Raw genomic sequence first — 19,185 nt, forward strand, 5'->3', positions numbered from 1 at the left:
GCTCCTTATTTACTATGCACCCTGTAGGCATCGTCAACACCCGGTACATTCATAATTTTTTTCATTACTTGGTTCATCTGGTCAATGCCAGATACTTCTAGGGTAAGGTCTATCGTTATTCCAATATCGTTACCTCTTCTAGCGTAAATGCTGACTAGGCCTATCTTCTCGTTGGATATAACGTGGGTGATTTCGTTTACAATCCCCCTCCTATCATTGGCCTTTAGCTGGATATCAGCCTCAAACCTAGAGTTGTTATCCTCTACCCAAGACACCTTGATCATCTTGTTCTTGTAGTTTTCCTTGTCCCTAATAAGGTTCTGACAATCAGACCTGTGGACTGTAACACCCCTTCCCCTTGTGATATAACCTTCTATTTCATCACCTGGCAATGGGTTGCAACATTTTGCAAACCTAACATAGATTCCTTCTAGTCCATCTACTATGACCCCTGTGTGTCTCTTTTCTTTTTTCTTTGATCTATTTTTAGATGCGTCAACCTTGTTGTGGACTTCTACATCCTCCTCAAGGGTTGCCATCTGCTCTTTTTCTTGTTTTCTTACATCTCTTAGGAGTAGGTCCTTTGTCTTTGTAGCAACCTGGTTGCCCATGATACCACCATAGCCTATTGTAGCCAAGAAGTCCTCATAGTTTGGTTGGTTAAACTTGACACCTATCTCCTTTAGGGCTGCCAAAACTTCTGGATCAGTCCTGTTAAGGTGGTTACGTTTTAGCTCCCTATCTAAGATTGCTATACCTCTTTCAATATTTTCTTCACGTCTTTCCTTCTTAAAGAACTGCCTAATCCTATTTCTAGCATTTGAAGTCTTTACTATATTTAACCAGTCACGGCTAGGTCCTAGTGAAGATTGGGACCTAAGTATTTCAACTATGTCCCCATTTTTAAGGATGTGGTCTAGTGGTACAATTCTTCCATTGACCTTGGCACCCACACATGAGTTACCTACCTTTGAATGTATCCTATAGGCAAAGTCTATTGTAGTTGAACCTGTAGGTAGTTCTATTACCTCACCCTGTGGCGTAAATACATAGACCTGATATGTCAAAACATCATCCTTTAGGGCATCTAGGAATTCATGAGGATCTTTTACGTCCTTTTCCCATTCCATCATCATCCTAAACCACTGTAACTTTTCGTCTAGGGCTGATACATCCTTGTCTGTTACACCTTCCTTGTACTTCCAATGGGCTGCAAAACCATATTCTGCAACCTGGTGCATCTCCTTTGTCCTAATCTGTATCTCAACAGGCTCACCATCAGCACCTATAACTGTTGTATGGAGTGACTGGTACATATTAGGCTTTGGCATTGCTATATAGTCCTTGAACCTACCTGGCATAGGCTTCCACAAAGTGTGTACTACACCCAACACCCCATAGCAATCCTTGACTGTATCAACTATAATCCTGACAGCAGTTAAGTCGTATATCTCGTCAAATGACTTGTTCTTTTTCTTCATCTTCCTATATATAGAATAGAAGTGCTTTGGTCTACCATATACATCTGATGGTATCTCCATCTGCTGGAACTTGCCCTTTAACATATCCACTATATTAGCTATATAGCATTCTCTCTGTTCTCTTTTTTTGTTAACTTTTTTGACTAGGCTATAATATCCTTCTGGATCCAAAAACCTTAGAGATAGGTCTTCTAATTCCCACTTGATGGTCTGAATACCCAACCTGTGAGCTATACCGGCATATATATCTAGGGTCTCCCTAGCCTTATATCTAGCCTTGTTACTGTCCATATATTCAAGAGTCCTCATATTGTGGAGTCTATCCGCCAACTTAATAAGGATTACTCTCATATCCTTGGCCATAGCTAGAAACATCTTCCTAAGATTTTCTGATTGAGATTCTTCCTTGGTCATATACTGGATCTTACCTAGCTTGGTAACACCATCTACAAGGACTGCTACATCCTTGCCAAACATCTCTTCAATATCTGATTCTTCATACTCTGTATCTTCAACTACATCATGGAGTATTCCACCGCATATTGTATCCATATCCAACTGCATATCAGCAAGTATATTGGCTACTGCTAGAGGATGGATAATATAGGGTTCTCCAGACTTTCTAACCTGTCCATCATGGGCTTTTTCAGCTAATTCATAAGCCCTCACTACCTTGTCGAAATCGGCATGGGGGGCATATGTCTTAATTTTTTCTATTAACTTATTAATTTCATTTTCATGCATAAGACTACACCTCCTAACGACTAAATTTCAACGTGTCTTATATCCTATCAGACATTACTATAAATTATATTATATATGTCCCTATTCTGAATCATATTCTACTAATGTATTCACCTTGTAATTAGATAGTTTATCTCTTCCCTTTAAGAATGTAAGCTCTATAAGGAATTCTAGGCCTACTACTTGGCCACCTAATTTTTCAACCAGCTTAACTACAGCAGCTACTGTTCCTCCTGTCGCTAGTAGGTCATCAACTATAGCTACTTTCATTCCAGGCCTTATAGCATCCTTATGAATTTCTAGAGTGTCGCTACCATACTCAAGATCATATTCAAATGACTCTACTTCTGCTGGCAATTTTCCTGGCTTTCTAATAGGTATAAATCCTACACCTAACTCACATGCCACTGGTGTTCCGAATATAAATCCTCTCGCCTCTGGGCCTACTATGGCTTCAACCCCTAGTCCCTTTAGGTGGTCAGCCATCTGACTTACAGCATATCTAAAGGCTTGCCCATCTGCTATTAGGGTTGTAATATCCTTAAAACCTATACCAGGCTTTGGAAAATCTTGCACGTTTCTAATCTTCTCTTCTAAATTCATCTTTTCCTCCGTTGCTACATACCATAGCTAGTCTTAAAATTATTAATCAAAGACTCCAGTCCCCTTACAAGTCTGTTGTCCTCTAAATTCAATTTATTCTTTGGTTTTGGGAGCATAATATTTTTAAATATGCCCTCATCATAATCTATTTCATAGGATATAAGCTGCTCTGATTCAAGAACCCTAAGTATAGATACCAGCTTGGTAAATGAAATCCTAGTAGCTGCTACAAAGCTAGATAACTTGACATTTAACTCTACTTGTGATGCCAATCTCTTGTATATATCTACAAAGCAATCCCTAGAGAACTCCAAGTCCTTTATCTTGTTCGCTTGGTATATAAAATCTAACTCATCCATATTAAAAATTAATTCTGTATCAGCTAACAATATCCCCTCTAATTTGTCTACTTCTTTAATATTATCAAAGTAGTCATAGATAACAATTTTATTATATACTTTTGAATAGGTTTTATCAATATTTGAAAGGAATATAGGTTTTATTTTTTCACTATTCGATATGTTAATATCTGACATAGCCCTAAAATAACCTTCTATAGTATTTATTATAACAAGAGTATCATCATCAATCTTATTTGATATTTCAATATCTCTTGACGTATCTCTTTTAAACATGTCTCTAAATCTACCTATAGTATCGCAAGAAGTTTTATTTTCTTGTTTATACCCATTTATAGATGATAAACCATCAAAATCTACTATTTTTGACTGGACTTTTAAAATATTATTATGCTTGTATATCTTATCCGGCTTGGATAGTCTAATGTCCTTTATAAGCATCTGAACTGTAGTTCTTCCCTTAAAGGTATTTTCATCCAACTGAAATACAATATCTACCCTATCATCAACAGAAAACTTGTCCATCAAGTGGCCCATATTAAATCCTATACAGTCATATGTATATTCTTTTTCAATAGAGAGTTTAAGGTGGTTTTTATCCTTGCCTATCAGGTAAGCCTTCTTTACCTTATAATCCCTAACCATAAAATACGGCGTTGGATTCTTAATACCAAATGGTTCAAGTATATGTAGGTCCTTGACTAGGTCAAGGCTTATTGCATCTTCTTCAAGTTCAAATTCTATATTTATGTTCTCTATAAGATCCTCTTTTTTGAGTTCATAATCTGCTATAGCATTTATTCTCTCCCTTAGGGCCTGAATATTTCCTTCTGCCATAGTAAGACCTGCAGCCTGTTCATGACCTCCAAACTTCATCATAAGATCCTTGCATTCGCTCATGGCCTTGAATAGGTCAAATCCCTTTATAGACCTTGCAGAACCAGTAGCTACACCATCTTCTATGCAAAGTAGTACAGTAGGCTTGTAGTATTTTTCTGTAAGCTTTGATGCTACAATACCAATTATTCCATGGTGCCAGCCATGACCTGCCAATACTATTACTTTTTCCTCTTGGTACTTAGAGTCTCTATCAATCATAGCCTCTGCCTCCATGAGTATCTTGGCTTCAACCATCTGTCTTTCCTCGTTCTTTAAGTTCATGGATTCTGCTAATAACCTAGCTTTTTGTGGATCTTTGGATGTAAATAACTCTACACCCAACCTAGAAAAGCCAAGTCTTCCTGATGCATTTATCCTTGGACCAATAGCAAAGCCAAGATGAGAACTCTTCATCTTTGTGTCTAGTATTGAGCATACACCCAAAAGTTCCCTCATACCAATATTGTTTCCTCTTCCCATTATCTCCAGTCCATTTTTGACTATTATCCTATTTTCATCTAGGACTGGCATAACATCACATATGGTAGCTAGGGCAACTATCTCAAGGTACCTATTTATATTATTGTAAAAGTCTCTATCACCACTAAGGGCATGGATTAGCTTAAAGGCAACACCACATCCACAAATCCCCTTAAAAGGGTATCTACAATCTTCTCTTTTGGGGTCTATAACCGCATAGGCCTGGGGTAGTTTTTCCTGTGGCTCATGGTGGTCTGTAATTATAACGTCGATTCCAAGTTTCCTAGCTGTCTCTACCTCATTTACAGATGTGATACCACAGTCTACACTTATTATCAGGTCTGTTCCCATTTGACCAATCTGTCTTATAGCTTCATCATTTAGACCATACCCTTCTTCAAGCCTATTTGGTATATAAAATTCCACCTGATAACCTATAGATTCAAAATACAGGCACAGTATTGATGTGGATGATACCCCATCTACATCGTAGTCTCCAAATATACATATTTTTTCATTGTTTGATATGGCTCTTTTGATCCTGTCAACAGCCCTATCCATGTCCTTCAAAAGAAATGGATCCCTAAGACTAGTAAGGTCTGGATGCATATAAAGGTCTAGTTGTTCCTCTGTCTCTATGCCCCTATTTATAAGTATCTGACCAATATTGTCATTTATATTAAATTTTTTAGTAACTTCATTGCCCTTGGACCTGCCTAGGCTCTTTACTATCCAATTTTTCATTGTTATATCTTCTTTCCATATAAGTTAGTTTTAATTGATCTTGTTATAAGTTGGTTTTAATTAATCTTGTTATAAGTTAGTTTTTAATTAATCTGATTATTTGCTAGTCTTTTCTATGGTAATTATTCTTAAATATCAGAAATACTAGGGCAAGCCCTATGATGAACGATAAAATGAAACCACATATACCAACAAATTTTATTGTCCTTGACTTTTGTATGTTTTCTGATGCAAGTATAAGGGATGAACCAACTATGCAAGCAGTCAACATTATGGCCATTGAAACCTGAGTCGTAAACTTTCTGATATTTTCTTCTATCTTTGGAGATCTCATCTCTCCTATATCCAGCTTTAGCTCATTTTTCTCAAGTATGCTTATAATATTCTTGAGTTGGCCCGGTACAGATACTAAATCAAAATAATATTCATCAAAACCTGATTTTAGGTTATTGATATTCCTCCTTATGTCAAGCTTTTCATGTTTGTAATATCTTATATATGAACTAGCTATTGTCTCAGCTGAAAACTCCTTGTATAGCCCCCTTGACGTCCCCTCTAGGGTAATCATTGTCTTGCCTAGTATAACTAGTTGTGACGGAAGTGATACCCTGTGATTTCTCATAAACCTAAAGGCTTCATCCAGTACTTCAGATATCCTCAGCCTGTCAAAAGGTATATCAAAATAATAGTGAACAAGATATAGTAAGTCTCTTTTTAAACCTTCATCGTTTGAACTCTTGCTAATCGCATCCATGTCCGCCAGTATCCTTATTATCTTGTCTACATTCTTATCTGTAGCAGCCAATATAAGTTGGTTGAGTTGGCCTAGTGTCTTATCATCTATCAGGCCGACCATTCCAAAGTCTATATATGCCAACCTCATATCGTCCATTACAAATATATTTCCAGGATGTGGGTCTGCATGGAAAAATCCACAAGTCATAACCTGCCTAAAAAAAGACCTCACACCTATGTCGACTATTTTTTTCTTCTTGTCATCAGATAATTTATGACTAGATATATCTGATAGGCATAGGCCATTGACCTTTTCCATTACCAACAATCTCTTAGTAGTGTATTCATCATATATCCTAGGTATAAATACTTCCTTGCTGTCCTTGAATATATTTCTAAGTTTGGTACCATTGACTGCTTCAAACTTGTAGTCAAGCTCTCTTACTAGCTGCATCTCCATCTCAGAGATAAGATCGTATATGTCTACATTCCATTCTTTTTTTAGGAACTCAAGGTTGGATGATAGCCTCTTTAAGATTTCTATATCAGCCTTTATAGTCGATTCTATATTAGGCCTTTGTATCTTTATAACTACATCTGTACCATCCTTTAACCTTGCACTATAGACCTGACCTATTGACGCTGCAGCTATTGGGCTTTCACTTATATACGAAAAGACTTCTTTTCTGCTTACTCCTAGCTCCTTGTCCAGTAGGTCCATGGCTATATAGTCATCAAACTGCTCAACATCATCTCTTAACTTTGAGAGTTCACTAATTATATCATCGTCAAATAAATCTTTTCTGGTGCTTATAATCTGCCCTATCTTGATATAGGTAGGTCCGAGTTCTTCAAAGGCAAAACGCAACCTCTGACCTGTAGTCATTTTTTTGACACTAGAACCCGGTCCATGTGTAGTCACATTTCCCGCCACAGACTCCTTATTTAGCTTGTCTACAATGAAACCAAAACCGTACTTTATGAGTACGGTTGCAATTTCCCTGTATCTTCCTAGATATTTATAGCTGACTCTCATATATCTCACCTACTTTTTATTGGTACTATTATGTAATGCCTATTCTCCCTCAGTTAAAAGCTTAGCCTGGATCATAATTGCACATTCTGTTCTCTTCTTCTGCATCTCACAACCCAAGTCATATGGCTTTGTGATATCTCCGTTAAAGTTGATGGCATTTGCGTGGCAACCACCTGAACAGTAGAACTTGTTCCAGCACTTCTTACATGATTCCTTATTATATACATGGGCATTCCTAAACATGCTCTTTATATTTTCTGGAATAACTATCTCTTCGTCATTTATATTCCCTAATATAAATCCTTCCTTGCCTACAAACTGGTGACATGGATAGATATCTCCGTTTGGAACTACAGATATATATTCGTTACCAGCTCCACAACCTGTAATCCTCTTGATTACACATGGACCCTGGTTTAGATCTATCGTAAAGTGGAAGAATTTATTTTTTTCTCCCTTTAATTGTCTCTCAGCTAGTTCAGCTGCATAGTTTTCATATTCTTCAAAGATCTTTGGTAGGTCTTCTTCTCTTAGGGCAAATGGGTTTGTCTCATCATCAACAACCGGCTCAACTGATGTAAGTTCAAAGCCAAGATCATAGAAATGATTTACGTCCTTCGAAAAATCTAGGTTGTCTCTAGTAAATGTACCTCTTACATAGTAGTACTTGTCCTTTGGCCTCTGTGCTACTAGTTTCTGGAACTTAGGAACTATAAGGTCGTAACTGCCCTTGTCATTTAGGGTAAGTCTCATTCCATCATTTACCTCTTTTCTACCATCTAGTGATAGGACAACATTATGCATATGTTCGTTTATAAAGTCTATCTTTTCATCATCAAGTAGGACACCATTTGTTGTTATTGTGTATCTTATGTTCTTGCCTGCTGGTTTTTCTACCTCTCTACCATAGGCTACTAGGGCCTTGACTACCTCCCAGTTCATAAGTGGTTCACCACCAAAGAAATCTATCTCAAGGTTCTTTCTACTTCCTGAATTGGCTATCAAATAGTCTATAGCTTTTTTACCTACTTCAAGTGGCATTAGTTCTGCTTTACCACCAAAGTCGCCCTGCTTGGCAAAACAATACTTACATTTTAGATTGCAGTCATGGGCAACGTTTAGACAGAGTGCCTTGACAACTGGCTGCCTGTTTACAAAACTAGGATGGAACTCATACTCATCTTCTGAGTACAATAGCCCCTCTTCAACAAGTCCCTCAATTTCTTCATAAGCTTCTCTCACCTTGTCCTCTGAGAACTCTCCAGCAAGTAGGTCTACTATATCTTCTACTTTCTTATCTTCATAATAATCTAAGACTCTATATGTAACATCATCTACAACGTGTACAGCACCGCCATTCACGTCTACTACGATATTGTATCCATTCATATTGTACTTGTGTATCAACTTCAAAATATATTCCTCCCTTGTTATATTTTATAAATTGTATAATGCCTCGCCTATACTATAGAAATCCTATAGTATAAATTTAAAGTCTACCTTGTATAATAATATATAAAAATTTACAAATCAGCTTTACATTTTATTATACCACAAATTGTATACAATATAAAAAAATATTCTACCTATATCGCCAACATTATAGGTCTAACACTCTAACCTATGCTTTAGCTTTAAAATTAATCAAATAAGTAGTGTCTTGTCTAATTTCCAGTTTGGTGTTTTTAAATCTATATATTTATGGTATAATAAGGTTTATATAATCATGGAGGTGAGTAAATTTGAAATTGTTAAAGAAGTTTCTTGTTTCTTCCTTGGCTATAGCGATATCAGTATCAGCTGTTGCTTGTGGCCCAAGTAAGAAAACAACAGAAAAACAATCAGAAACAAAGACCGAAAAAACTGAATATATAACTAAGATAACGAAAGATAATGTAGAACAAGTTGTAATAGAATACAAGGAAATCTTGTCATACTACAATGACTTAAAAAATAACCTAAAAACTCTTAGTGATGTAAGCAATAACAGTAATCTTGAGAGTGATGCTATAGCTGCAAAAGACTCCATCAAGAATGGAACTACACTACTTGCTAGTGTAAAACCTAAGTACAAGCCTTTGGAGGATGCTAAAAAGATACTAGTTGACATGTATGATGTATCTGAAACAATGGCTGAGGACGTAGTTTCAAATCCTGATAAGTATAAAAAAGACCTAGAAGAATATGACAAATACTTCAAAAAGTTCAAGGACTTGATGGATGAGATACGTAAGGATGTAGAAAAGGTAAGAGGTAAATCACCTAAGACAGAAGATCAAAAGGATGATTTAGTTACTGAAGTAGCAGAAAAAGACAACAAAGATAAGGACAAGGACAAGAAGGACTCTGATAACTCTTCAGACAATAAGTCTAATGACAAGGACAGAGACAATGATTCAAACAGCAGAAGTGGATCAGACAGAGGCAGAAATTCAGGTGATTCTTCTAGCACTAGCAGGACAAAACCAGGCAACTCAAGTAGTTCAGGATCAAATGATTCACAGGGCTTTGTTCCAAAGGTATCAAGCCTAAACAACAGCATCAGAAATGAAATTAAATCTGCAGGTTATAGTGCAGGTGCAAATTTCAAACAGAGTGGTGGTTCAGAAGCCCAGATAGAGCAGACTGCAGGTCAGTTATTCGATGATCTAGAAGGCGACAATCCTATACAAGGAAGTCAGGTCTCTGAAGCAAGAGCAATATTTATAAGTGCATTTAGAGCTGCCTACTATTCAAGATAATACCTATCCCCTAGATTTAATCTGGGGGATTTTTTTATTCAAATTTTGGTAAAAGTTTTTTTGTTTAATTTTTCTATTTAATTCAATAATTCGCACTTGTATGTTATAATGGATATATTGTGTACAATTCAAATTTTTCAAAACTATATAGGAGGTTAGTATGCTTGATTATTCATATTTATTAAGTATCTCTATTATTTTAATTTCCACGAAATTTCTTGGAAGTATTACTGAGAAAATAAATCTTCCCCAAGTAGTTGGTGCCCTTGTAGCAGGTATTTTAATAGGACCCGCTGCATTTAACATTGTTCATGACACTAGCTTTTTGGATAGTGTTTCTCAGATTGGTGTTATTATACTAATGTTTATGGCAGGTCTTGATACAGATATAGGCCAGTTAAAAAGAAAAGGTTTATCCTATCTCTTAATAGCCTTATTCGGTGTGATTATACCATTGATTGGTGGCTCTATAGCCTATATGTGGTTCTTCCATCTAAATCCAGGTAACCAGCAGGATTTATTGATGGCTATATTTATAGGAGTAATACTTACTGCAACTTCTGTCAGCATAACAATAGAGGCTCTAAAAGAGCTTGGATATGCTAATTCTAGTATAGGTAATGCCATACTTGGAGCCGCTATAGTGGATGATATTATAGGAATTATTGTACTTAGTATAATCTGTAGTTTTAAGGACTCAAACATACACGTTTCTACTGTAATTATTAAAATAGTTATTTATTTTATATGTATGTTTATACTGTCTCTAATAACAGTTTTTGGAGCAAGATTTTTGGACTTTAAGGAAGATAAAAGGCGTATTTCTGTATATGTACTTGCATTTGTATTTTTTGTAGCCTATATTTCAGAAAAATATGTAGGTATTGCAGATATCACTGGTGCCTACCTAGTGGGTATGATATGTTCTAAGTTTAGTATACGAAACGAGATTATCAAGAAAACCAATGTCATGTCTTACCTATTCTTTTCACCTATATTTTTCGCTAGTATAGGTCTTAAAACGGAACTAGGCAACTTTACTAAAGAGCTAGTTATTTTCTCAATGATCCTGCTAGTAGTAGCCATCATAACTAAGATACTGGGCGCAGGATTAGGGGCTAGAATATGTGGATATGACAGGTTCGAATCATTGAATATAGGTATTGGTATGGTGTCTAGAGGAGAGGTAGCCCTTATAGTTGCACAAAAGGGATTCCACCTTGGTCTTATAGACAAGCATATGTTCTCACCTATTATACTAGTGGTAGTTGTAACTACGATTGTTACTCCTATATTACTTAAAAAGACCCTGTACCTAAAAAAGACCCAGAACTCCTAGCTAATGAATACTAATAAATACACGATTATTTATTAACTTTCATATCTAGTAGGAACAAGGGATTATCTATCAAATCAAATATTTATACAAATATAAAGCAAAAACCTGTGGTGACCCACAGGTTTTTACTTTAAGTGATTATGGTAGTTTTGTAAACAAAACGTGATAGCAACTTAGAAACCTAGGGCCATTTTCAAGTCCTTGTTTCTCATATCTATATCTAGATTGTCAGTTTCATTCATTATAACTGAGTAACGATTACCATCTACAAAGAATACTACTACTTTTCTTCCTTCATGATTATATTCCCTGTATTTCTGCATTTCTTTTTTGCAGACTCTTGATATAATATCTAGGTCGCATTCATCTTTAGCTAACTGGAATTTTGCGTCTGACTTGTAAAGTAAGTTTACTAAATTCCTCTCTTCTCCTATTTCATATATCCTGTATTTCTTAACTATTTTCTCTAACTGGTCTTCAGTAAGGGCTACAGATATAGCATCTCCCTTGTCATTCTTATGTATCATACCATATTCATCCTGTATATGTACTGGTATCAATTCACTCTCATGAACATCCATTATTTTATCAAAACGAACATACTGCTTATTGCTTACATACCCTTCATTCTTTATCTCCATAAATCCAGGTATATGTCCTATACAAAATGATTCTATTGAATCCTTGCAGAACTTATTAGTTATTGGCAGGATCTTTATAGCATCCTTCGCTTCATCAATATCCAATACTACAGCGTAGTCTAATGAATAAGTTTCCTTATCAGCTTCATCCAAGGCAAAAAAGTTATATCTAACAATATCTCCTAACATACTAAAATCCTCCATCACATATTTTATTTTATCTAGGAAATTGATTTCCAATTAAATAATAACATATTTATGTGCGCTCGTCTATAGCTTTAAGCAAGATATTTTCATATGGGAAAGCGTTAAACAAAAGTGTCCCACCATATATTTTTTGTAAATATTGATAATTTGGCAATTTGAGTTAATTTTATTAAATATAAATACCAAAAAAATTTTAGTTGTACTTTTTGTGTCCCACTATATTTGTAGGTCATTTATTTTATATGTAATATACTAATTGTGTTTTTTAGTTTGTTTAAATACTTTTTTATGATTATACCCATATTTATATGTTCGCAAAGACAAGATATATAAGTCATTTATCATATATATGACTACTATTTATTTTCAACCCGTCTTATTTCGATGAAGAGTAATTACCAAAAACCAAATACAATTTTGGTATTAATCGCTCAAAACCAAATCCAATCTTGGTCTTCATAAAAATAGCGTTGGTATGCTAAGTTTCACCTTATGGCAAAACCCATAACTACCAACGCTAAAATATACATACATATTTGACTTAACTTATTAGAATACAATACATCTAATTTGTTATCTTTTAAATCTATCTTTTCAACTTAATTACCTTCTAGCAATAAAGTCCTTCATATAACTTTCTATTTCTTTCGCTGTTCCAAATTCTAACACCTTGTCAGAAAGAGCCTGCATATCTTTTTCTGATACTGAGTTTATCAGCCTTCTAGCCCTTAATATAGAGATTGGTGACATTGAGAACTCATCTAGTCCAAATCCTAGAAGTATTGGTATCATCATCTGGTCTCCAGCTGACTCACCGCACATACCTACCCACTTACCTTCAGCATGAGCATTCTTGATTACCATCTTGATAAGTCTTAGAACTGCTGGATTGAACTGGTTGTATAGGTAAGATATCTTCTGGTTCATTCTGTCAACTGCACAAGTGTACTGGATCAAGTCATTTGTTCCTATTGAGAAGAAATCAACGTGCTTTGCAAGTAGATCTGATATTACAGCTGCTGATGGTATCTCTATCATCATACCTATTTCTACATCATCTGAATATCCTAATCCCTCTGCCTTAAGATCAGACTTCACTTCTTCACATATAGCCTTAGCAGCTAGTAGCTCTTCAAGTGAAGATATCATAGGGAACATTATTCTTAACTTACCATAAACAGAAGCTCTAAATAAGGCCCTTAACTGAGTCTTGAATATATCTGTCCTATCTAGGCATAGTCTTATAGCCCTGTATCCTAGGAATGGATTCATTTCCTCTTCCATCTCAAAGTAACTTAGCTTCTTGTCTCCACCTATGTCTAGTGTTCTGATAACTACTGGCTTTCCTTTCATACCTTCAAGAACCTTCTTGTAGGCTTCAAACTGTATTTCTTCACTTGGGAATTCATCACTATCCATATATAAGAATTCTGTTCTGTATAGTCCAACACCCTCTGCGTCATTGTTGATTAGACCTTCAAGGTCGTTTGGTGTACCTATATTACCAGCTAGTTCAACGTGCTTTTTATCAGTTGTTACAGATGGCTGACCCTTTAATAATTCAAGAGCCTTTTTATCTTCTTCAAATATTCTCTTCTTTTCCTGGTATTCAGCTACAACATCTTCTTCTGGGCTGACAATTACAATACCCTTGTCTCCATCAAATACTATCATATCTGAATCCTTAACCTTGTCAGTGACATCACTTAGACCAACTATAGCAGGTATTTCTAGTGTCCTAGACATTATAGCAGTGTGAGATGTTCTACCACCTATATTTGTTAGGAATCCTAGAACTTTTTTCTTGTCCATAGTCGCTGTATCAGATGGTGTAAGGTCATGGGCTATTAGAACTACCTCATCACTTAGGTTTGAAAGGTCTATTATCTTAATGCCTAGTATATGTCTAAGAACCCTATTCGTTACGTCCTTTACATCGGCTGCCCTTTCCCTCATGTAGTCATTATCCATTGACTCGAATATAGAAACGAACATATCCTTTACTTCATTTAAGGCATACTCAGCATTTAATGATTCATTCTTTATCTTGTTTTCTGCCTCTCCTATGAATTCAGGGTCTTCTAGAACCAATAGATGGGCACCGAATATTTCAGCTTCTTCTTCCCCTAATTCCTTGGCTACCTTTTCCTTGACAGCACTTAATTCTTTTTTTGATATATCTACAGCAGAGTTTAGCTTTTCAACTTCTACTTCTACATTTACATTTTCTTTCTTTTCAATTACCATCTCCTTGTGCTCTAAAACAAGTGCCTTACCTATAGCTATACCAGGAGATGCTCCTATACCTTTTATTTCCATAATCAATTCCTCCAATTTAAGCAAGGGTCAATCTCCATAATTATAAAACTATATATGACCCCATTAAACAGTTCACCTAATAATCAGTATTTACGAATAATAACTATCCATAAAAAAGATGCCAAGAGACTAACTCCTGACATCCATAATAGACTATTTTTCACCGAAACCGTTTTCAACTAATTCTACCATTGAGTTTAGTGCTAGTTCTTCGTCTTCACCATTAGTTACTATTGTCACTTCTGTACCCTTAGCTAGTCCAAGCTTCATTATACCCATTATTGACTTAGCGTTTACCTTTTCGCCATTGTGTATCAATTCAACACTTGACTTAAATTCTGATGCCTTCTTTACAAACATACTTGCAGGTCTTGCATGTAGACCAGTTTCATTGATTATTGTTACATTCTTTTCCATAATTTACCTCCAATTTAAATTCAAATTATTTCTTTTACTTTATCATTTAATGACCCATTGGTCGTTTTGTGTCCTAGTTGGACTTAAAAAATCTCGCTAATTATATTTTACTCTAAAAACGGGAAATTTTCCATATCTTTTTGAATTATATTCATAAAATTATCTATCTAAAATTTATCCTGTCTTTTATTATGTTTTTACGGTTTTGATCTATAAACCTCAATATACCCTCACTTATTCCATTGGCCAATTCTTCCCTTGTAGATGGGGTCTCTAATATCTCTACGTCTTCCTTGTTGGTAATAAAACCTGTATGGACAATTACAGATGGCATCTCGGCATACCCAAGTATATCATATGTAGCCTCTCTAATGCCCCTGTCTTTAAATTGTACAAAAGATAGGCTGGTAGACTGTATTTGCTCCGCCATAGACTTAGACAATTCTTGCCTTACATTATTTTTGGTATCACCAGTCTTATCATCCTGACCCTTGTTGTCACCTATATCCTTATCTTTGTCTGTAGATTTTTGACCGTATTTGTCATCGGAATTTTTATCATTTATCTTGTCTGAAGATTTATCTGCAACTTTGCCATTATTAGATTGGCTATTATTTTTTTGATTTTCCTCATCGATAATAGACTTTTGGGCTATTGATGCAGAGTTTGGGTTTGAATAGTATACATCCATACCACTCGCTTCGTTGCTGCCACCTTGGGCATTTATCATGATAGATACCAAGATATCACCCTTGTTTTTCTTTGCAAACTTAACCCTCTCCGCAGTGGTCATTGAGTTGTCATAACTACGAGTTAATTTAACATTTACATCTGAATGCTTTGATAAATTGGCTTCAACCAACTTGGCTATATCTAAATTCAAGTCTTTTTCATATTGACTTCCCCTGAAGCCAACCAAGCCTTTTTCTTTACCACCCTTGGCAGGATCAATTATTATATTTATTTTTCTATTTTCTTCCTCTTGTATTTCCTCTGCAGTTTTAACCCTTGGTATTGGTTCTGGATTCCTCTTCTTTTCTATAAAGTTGCCTATGCCAGATATTATCCTAAATACTAAATATAAAACAAAGACAAGTACAAGAATTACAAATATAAGCTTTTTCTTATTAATCCTCTTTCTTTTCGCCATTTTACACCGCCATCTATCTTATATATATCCATTTTAGTCGATATTAAATCTTTCTTTTATCACTTGTATTACACCGTATTCATTATTGCTAGGAGCTGTAAACCTAGCCACTTGCTTGATTTCGTCAGCAGCATTGTCCATTGCATATGAGTAATAAACACTTGTCATCATTTCAAAATCATTCATCTCGTCACCAAAGGCCATAATTTCATCCATGCTTATGCCCATTTTTTCTGCTACTGCCTTTATACCTGTAGCCTTATTTGCACCCTTAGGAATTATATCCAACCATTCATTACCTGATGTACAAGCCTTGGCCCAATCGCTGACTAATTCGGATATTTCTTCTATATCCTTGTCATGCCCATTTGGTGAATATACAGATATCTTAAGTGGTAGTAAATCTAAGTTCCTAAAACTATCAATATACTCATATGCTGGAAGGTATTTTCTAATGTTTTCCATTGACTCAGGCGATAGGTCATCTACATAAGTACAGTTTTTAGTACAATATATAGTCTTCTTGTCTTCAAGTTTTTCTACCTTATCTAATATCATATCTCTAACCTGAGCTGTCATGCATTCTTCACGGATTATTTCGCCTTCATATTCTACTAGAGTTCCATTTTCAGCTATAAATACAATGTCATCTTTTAAAGTAGGAAACTCCTTCTTTATGCTAGCCATCTGTCTACCACTAGCTACGCCGAATTTGACTCCTTTATTCAATAGCTCCCTTATAACCCTTTCGTATTCTGGACTCTTTTGCTTGTTGTCATCAAGAAAAGTACCATCCATATCTACCACTACAAATTTTATCATCTAATCCTCCTATTTCATTACAATTTTTCCATAATCTATTCTATTATACCATATTAATACCCTGTATTTCCATATAAACACCTAGTCAAAATAAATAATCAAATTTTATATATGGTATTTACTATAGTAATCATATCTAATATAATATATATGTGATTTTAAAGAAAGGAAGGTGAGGACTTGTCTGGACTTAGAAAATTTGTTATTTTTCTACTTGTTCTAGTATTGACCATACCAGCTGTATTTGTAGGCCTGATGTACTCAAAACTAAAGGCTATGAATGTAGATGGTAATTTCTCTATGTTGGCTTCACAAAACTATAAATATGACAATGCAATTACCAATATCTTGCTTGTCGGTAGTGATGCTAGACCAGGAGAAGAAGTCTCTAGATCAGACTCGATGATGATACTGACAGTCGACACTAAAAATAACAAACTAAAACTGACTTCACTAGGAAGGGATACCTATGTCGCTATAAAGGGACATGGATACGAAAAACTTACCCATGCATATGCATATGGTAAGGAAGAATTATTGATAAATACCATCGAGCAAAACTTCAAATTGGATATTCAGAACTATGCCAAAGTCGATTTTTACTCATTTATTGATATTATAAATGCCCTTGATGGCGTTGAAGTGACTGTTACAGAAGAAGAAATTGGAGAACTTAACAAGTTTATACCAGAATGTCACAAGTGGGATAAGAAAAATAGAGATAATAAAATCCAGTATGTAAAAACAGCTGGTAAACATCATCTCCTAGGATATCAGGCTCTTGCATTTGCCAGAATAAGACATAACGACGGTACTATGCAAAGAGATGATAGACAAAGGCAGGTAATAGAAGCTATAATGCAAAAGGTAAAATCAACTTCTATCACCAGGTATCCAGCTTTATTAGATGCAGTTAAACCATATGTTAAGACAAATATGAATCCAAAAGATATATTATATCTGGGTATGGATATATTGAAAGTTGGAGATCTCAAGTTAGATACTATGCAGTTCCCTCTTCACCCTGAAAATGAAGTAAGGCTTCCTGCATCAGGATATGTAATACCGTTTGAACAGTATGAAGTAAAGCTGCTTCACTCATACATATTCGACAATGTTAAACCAACGGCTGATACGATTAAAAAGGCAACTCAGGAATGGAAAAAATCTGGAGAAACTACCCAGTATATAAACGACCCTGAGTATATGTCTAACGTTGGTTATTAGATTAGTTGAGCAATATTATTTGAATGATATATTATTAGCTAAATTTGAATAATACATCGTAGCTAGATAAGTTCAAGTAATCCATAGCTCTACTCTAAAATTTACAATTAAACCACCTGTGCTCTAGGCACTCCTAATGGTTGGATTTTTAGATCTAACCCTTGAGAGTCACTTGAGCTTCAGGTGGTTTTTAATTTATATTTATGGTTAACTTAACCTTTCTATAGTAAACTTAGGGCAATTAAAAGAAAGGATATAATAATATGAAAACACTTAGAAGAATAATAAAGCTTCTTTTAGTAATGGTCATTGTTATTCCAATCATAGCTTATTTTTTAACATTTAAGATATCTGGAGTAATCCACGACAAGAACATTGATACAAGTAGTTTAACTGAATACAGTCACTCTCACAAGGATGGCATTAAAAATATCCTTATAATGGGTTCAGATGCACGTCCAGGAGACAAAGTTTCTAGAAGTGATTCACTTATGATTATGAGTATTGACTCTATTCATGATGATGTTAAAATAACATCTCTTGCTAGAGATACCCTAGTAAATATAGACGATCATGGCAAGTCAAAACTTACCCATGCCTATGCTTTTGGTAAGGAAAAATTGTTAATCAAAACTGTGGAAGATAATTTTGACATAGATATAGATGACTTTGTAGCAATTGACTTTAAATCGTTTATGGCAATAATTGATGCAGTCGGCGGCGTTACTGTAGAGGTCAAGGACCATGATATAAATGAATTAAACAAGTTTATACCTGAAACATATTCTTGGGATACACGTCAAGACAAGGGTGATATGCAGCTAGTCAAGTCAAGTGGAATCCAAAAGCTTAATGGTTACCAGGCTCTATCATTTGCAAGGATCAGGCATAATGACAGTGCTTTTGGTAGGGACAACAGGCAGAGAATGATACTTTCTAGCCTTATGAAGGAATTAAAGGCTACATCAAAATTTAAATATCTATCTATATTAAAAACTGCCGCTCCATATATAACTACAAATATGGACACAATGAAACTTATCAAGTATGGACTTAGTATCATGACTAAGGATATATCTAATATAAAGCAGATGGAGTTTCCACTAGTCGATAATCCAAAATACACTACTAGCGGTATATACGGATCACATGGTTGGGTAATAAGGTTTGACCCTACTTCTGTTTCTTTCCTAAAAGACTTTATCTACAATGATATAGACTACAAAAATTAGGCAGCTCTCATTATTCAATATAAATATCA

At 35.2% G+C, this 19,185-nt stretch carries 14 protein-coding genes; 4 read left to right on the forward strand and 10 right to left on the reverse strand.

Annotated features, from left to right (window positions below):
* Positions 1-5 precede the first annotated feature (5 nt).
* From HMPREF0631_RS05005 to scfB, 5 genes are all read right to left on the reverse strand, one after another.
* Positions 6-2,225, reverse strand: coding sequence for a RelA/SpoT family protein (locus tag HMPREF0631_RS05005; protein ID WP_002843834.1), 2,220 nt, complete (start codon positions 2,223-2,225; stop codon positions 6-8).
* An 81-nt stretch (positions 2,226-2,306) separates the two neighbouring features.
* Entirely contained in the window at positions 2,307-2,828 is a 522-nt protein-coding gene (locus HMPREF0631_RS05010) for an adenine phosphoribosyltransferase (RefSeq protein ID WP_002843852.1), read from the reverse strand.
* Between the two features lie 14 nt (positions 2,829-2,842).
* Positions 2,843-5,290, reverse strand: a complete 2,448-nt coding sequence (gene recJ / locus HMPREF0631_RS05015; RefSeq protein WP_002843850.1) for a single-stranded-DNA-specific exonuclease RecJ — start codon at positions 5,288-5,290, stop codon at positions 2,843-2,845.
* A gap of 103 nt (positions 5,291-5,393) precedes the next feature.
* Positions 5,394-7,061, reverse strand: a complete 1,668-nt coding sequence (locus HMPREF0631_RS05020; protein WP_002843730.1) for an ABC1 kinase family protein — start codon at positions 7,059-7,061, stop codon at positions 5,394-5,396.
* Between the two features lie 39 nt (positions 7,062-7,100).
* The gene (scfB, locus tag HMPREF0631_RS05025) at positions 7,101-8,474 is read right to left on the reverse strand and encodes a thioether cross-link-forming SCIFF peptide maturase (RefSeq protein WP_002843771.1); all 1,374 of its coding nucleotides are present in this window, start codon (positions 8,472-8,474) and stop codon (positions 7,101-7,103) included.
* Positions 8,475-8,803: 329 nt separating this feature from the next.
* On the opposite strand from scfB, the gene HMPREF0631_RS05030 reads away from it, so the two are divergent.
* Complete coding sequence (locus HMPREF0631_RS05030; RefSeq protein ID WP_002843719.1) at positions 8,804-9,802, forward strand: hypothetical protein; 999 nt, start codon at positions 8,804-8,806, stop codon at positions 9,800-9,802.
* 160 nt (positions 9,803-9,962) lie between these two features.
* Positions 9,963-11,141 (forward strand): cation:proton antiporter, encoded by a 1,179-nt coding sequence (locus tag HMPREF0631_RS05035; RefSeq protein ID WP_002843796.1) that lies wholly within the window; start codon positions 9,963-9,965, stop codon positions 11,139-11,141.
* Positions 11,142-11,314: 173 nt separating this feature from the next.
* Here the strand turns inward: HMPREF0631_RS05035 and HMPREF0631_RS05040 are convergent, their stop codons facing one another.
* The 5 genes from HMPREF0631_RS05040 to HMPREF0631_RS05060 form a co-directional block, all read right to left on the reverse strand.
* Positions 11,315-11,971, reverse strand: a complete 657-nt coding sequence (locus tag HMPREF0631_RS05040; protein WP_002843749.1) for a hypothetical protein — start codon at positions 11,969-11,971, stop codon at positions 11,315-11,317.
* A 621-nt stretch (positions 11,972-12,592) separates the two neighbouring features.
* Positions 12,593-14,308 carry a phosphoenolpyruvate--protein phosphotransferase gene (gene ptsP, locus HMPREF0631_RS05045; protein WP_002843718.1) on the reverse strand — a complete coding sequence of 572 codons (1,716 nt, stop codon included), beginning with the start codon at positions 14,306-14,308 and terminating at the stop codon, positions 12,593-12,595.
* Positions 14,309-14,461: 153 nt separating this feature from the next.
* Positions 14,462-14,725, reverse strand: coding sequence for an HPr family phosphocarrier protein (locus tag HMPREF0631_RS05050; RefSeq protein WP_002843837.1), 264 nt, complete (start codon positions 14,723-14,725; stop codon positions 14,462-14,464).
* A gap of 163 nt (positions 14,726-14,888) precedes the next feature.
* Positions 14,889-15,875 (reverse strand): N-acetylmuramoyl-L-alanine amidase family protein, encoded by a 987-nt coding sequence (locus tag HMPREF0631_RS05055; protein WP_002843791.1) that lies wholly within the window; start codon positions 15,873-15,875, stop codon positions 14,889-14,891.
* 33 nt (positions 15,876-15,908) lie between these two features.
* On the reverse strand, positions 15,909-16,697 hold the full coding sequence (locus HMPREF0631_RS05060; protein WP_002843786.1) for an HAD family hydrolase: 789 nt from the start codon (positions 16,695-16,697) through the stop codon (positions 15,909-15,911).
* Between the two features lie 180 nt (positions 16,698-16,877).
* Between HMPREF0631_RS05060 and HMPREF0631_RS05065 the strand changes: the two genes are divergently transcribed.
* Both HMPREF0631_RS05065 and HMPREF0631_RS05070 read left to right on the forward strand, forming a co-directional pair.
* Entirely contained in the window at positions 16,878-17,924 is a 1,047-nt protein-coding gene (locus HMPREF0631_RS05065) for an LCP family protein (protein WP_002843798.1), read from the forward strand.
* A 263-nt stretch (positions 17,925-18,187) separates the two neighbouring features.
* On the forward strand, positions 18,188-19,156 hold the full coding sequence (locus HMPREF0631_RS05070; protein WP_002843835.1) for an LCP family protein: 969 nt from the start codon (positions 18,188-18,190) through the stop codon (positions 19,154-19,156).
* The last annotated feature ends 29 nt before the right edge of the window (positions 19,157-19,185 follow it).

This window comes from Peptostreptococcus anaerobius 653-L, assembly GCF_000178095.1.
Lineage (GTDB): Bacteria > Bacillota > Clostridia > Peptostreptococcales > Peptostreptococcaceae > Peptostreptococcus > Peptostreptococcus anaerobius.

Bases quoted from the DNA above. Each gene is read 5' to 3' on its own strand.
- recJ (WP_002843850.1), bottom strand. From the start codon at position 5,290: ATGAAAAATTGGATAGTAAAGAGCCTAGGCAGGTCCAAGGGCAATGAA.
- HMPREF0631_RS05010 (WP_002843852.1), bottom strand. From the start codon at position 2,828: ATGAATTTAGAAGAGAAGATTAGAAACGTGCAAGATTTTCCAAAGCCT.
- HMPREF0631_RS05005 (WP_002843834.1), bottom strand. From the start codon at position 2,225: ATGCATGAAAATGAAATTAATAAGTTAATAGAAAAAATTAAGACATAT.
- HMPREF0631_RS05050 (WP_002843837.1), bottom strand. From the start codon at position 14,725: ATGGAAAAGAATGTAACAATAATCAATGAAACTGGTCTACATGCAAGA.
- HMPREF0631_RS05070 (WP_002843835.1), top strand. From the start codon at position 18,188: ATGAAAACACTTAGAAGAATAATAAAGCTTCTTTTAGTAATGGTCATT.
- HMPREF0631_RS05035 (WP_002843796.1), top strand. From the start codon at position 9,963: ATGCTTGATTATTCATATTTATTAAGTATCTCTATTATTTTAATTTCC.
- HMPREF0631_RS05055 (WP_002843791.1), bottom strand. From the start codon at position 15,875: ATGGCGAAAAGAAAGAGGATTAATAAGAAAAAGCTTATATTTGTAATT.
- HMPREF0631_RS05060 (WP_002843786.1), bottom strand. From the start codon at position 16,697: ATGATAAAATTTGTAGTGGTAGATATGGATGGTACTTTTCTTGATGAC.
- HMPREF0631_RS05040 (WP_002843749.1), bottom strand. From the start codon at position 11,971: ATGTTAGGAGATATTGTTAGATATAACTTTTTTGCCTTGGATGAAGCT.
- ptsP (WP_002843718.1), bottom strand. From the start codon at position 14,308: ATGGAAATAAAAGGTATAGGAGCATCTCCTGGTATAGCTATAGGTAAG.
- HMPREF0631_RS05020 (WP_002843730.1), bottom strand. From the start codon at position 7,061: ATGAGAGTCAGCTATAAATATCTAGGAAGATACAGGGAAATTGCAACC.